Origin of the sequence: Streptomyces katrae (genome assembly GCF_000966975.1) — a bacterium.
GTDB classification, from domain to species: domain Bacteria; phylum Actinomycetota; class Actinomycetes; order Streptomycetales; family Streptomycetaceae; genus Streptomyces; species Streptomyces katrae.
This window is the reverse complement of record NZ_JZWV01000451.1, coordinates 1-1,515: the sequence shown is the minus strand read 5'-3', so window position 1 is coordinate 1,515 and position 1,515 is coordinate 1. Positions and strand designations below refer to the sequence as shown.

At 75.7% G+C, this 1,515-nt stretch carries 1 protein-coding gene; it reads right to left on the bottom strand.

The annotated features are described in order from the left end of the window. Window positions 1–218: 218 nt before the first annotated feature. The gene (locus tag VR44_RS17065) at window positions 219–1,514 is read right to left on the bottom strand and encodes a nicotinate phosphoribosyltransferase (RefSeq protein WP_094191709.1); all 1,296 of its coding nucleotides are present in this window, start codon (window positions 1,512–1,514) and stop codon (window positions 219–221) included. Window position 1,515 lies beyond the last annotated feature (1 nt).

Here is a 1,515-nt window from a genome sequence, read left to right as displayed (position 1 = left end):
ACTCTGGGCCCCGGGCCGGGACACCTCGCCCCGGGCCGGGACTCCGCACCTCCGGGCCGGGACTCCGCACCTCCGGGCCGGGACACCTCGCCCCCGGGCCGGACTCCGGGCCCCGGGCCGGGACTCCGCGCCTCCGGGCCGGGACTCCGCGCCCCCGGGGCGGCTCCCCCCGGTCGAGGCCGGGCGGGGCCGGGGGAGGGGCCCCCGGGGTGGGTTGGTTACGCGTACTCCGTCGGGATCACCGGTTCGCCCCGCGACAGCTGCGTCGCGGACAGCGGCAGGCCCGCGCGGGAGCGCTCGTGCCGGGTGCGGGCCGTGTCCAGGGGTTCGCGGGCCACCACCTCGCCCGCCTTGACCAGCTGGACCAGCAGCTGCCGGTCCGCCAGGGCCGTCGGGACCGGCCCGGTCCCGACCACCTCGGCCTCCGCCACCCCCTCGGCGTCCAGCCGCCGCGCCGCCCACTTGCGGCCGCCCATCGACGTCTTCCCGCCCGAGGACTTCTTCGCCACCGGGGCCAGCGGTGCCTTCGGGTCCGCCGACTCCGCCCGGGCGACCAGCTTGTAGACCATCGAGCACGTCGGGTGCCCGCTGCCCGTCACCAGCTGGGTGCCCACCCCGTACGCGTCCACCGGCGCCGCCGCCAGCGAGGCGATGGCGTACTCGTCCAGGTCGGAGGTGACCACGATCCGCGTCTCCGTCGCCCCCAGCTCGTCCAGCTGCTGCCGCACCCGGTGCGCGACCAGCAGCAGGTCGCCCGAGTCGATCCGGACCGCGCCCAGCCCCGTCCCGGCGACCTCCACCGCCGTCCGGACGGCCTCCGCGACGTCGTACGTGTCCACCAGCAGGGTGGTCCCCGAGCCCAGCGAGGCCACCTGGGCCGTGAAGGCGTCCCGCTCGGTGTCGTGGAGGAGGGTGAAGGCGTGCGCGCTGGTGCCGACCGTCGGGATCCCGTACCGGAACCCGGCCGCCAGGTCCGAGGTGGAGGTGAAGCCGCCCACGTAAGCGGCCCGCGAGGCCGCGACCGCCGCCAGTTCGTGGGTGCGGCGCGCGCCCATCTCGATCAGCGGCCGGCCGCCCGCCGCCGAGGCCATCCGGGACGCGGCGGCCGCGATGGCGGAGTCGTGGTTGAGGATCGAGAGGATGACCGTCTCCAGCAGCACGCACTCGGCGAAGCTGCCCTCCACCCGCAGCACCGGCGACCCGGGGAAGTAGACCTCCCCCTCCGGGTAGCCCCAGATGTCACCCGAGAAGCGGTACGAGGCCAGCCAGTCCAGGGTCCGCATGTCGACGACGGCCCGCTCGCGCAGGAACTCCAGCACGGCTCCGTCGAAACGGAAGTTCTCGACGGCGTCCAGGACGCGCCCGGTCCCCGCCACCACCCCGTAGCGCCGCCCCTCGGGCAGCCGGCGGGTGAAGACCTCGAAGACGGAGCGTCGGTCGGCCGTGCCGTTGGCCAGCGCGGCCTGCAGCATCGTGAGCTCGTAATGGTCGGTGAAGAGCGCTGTCGACGGCACG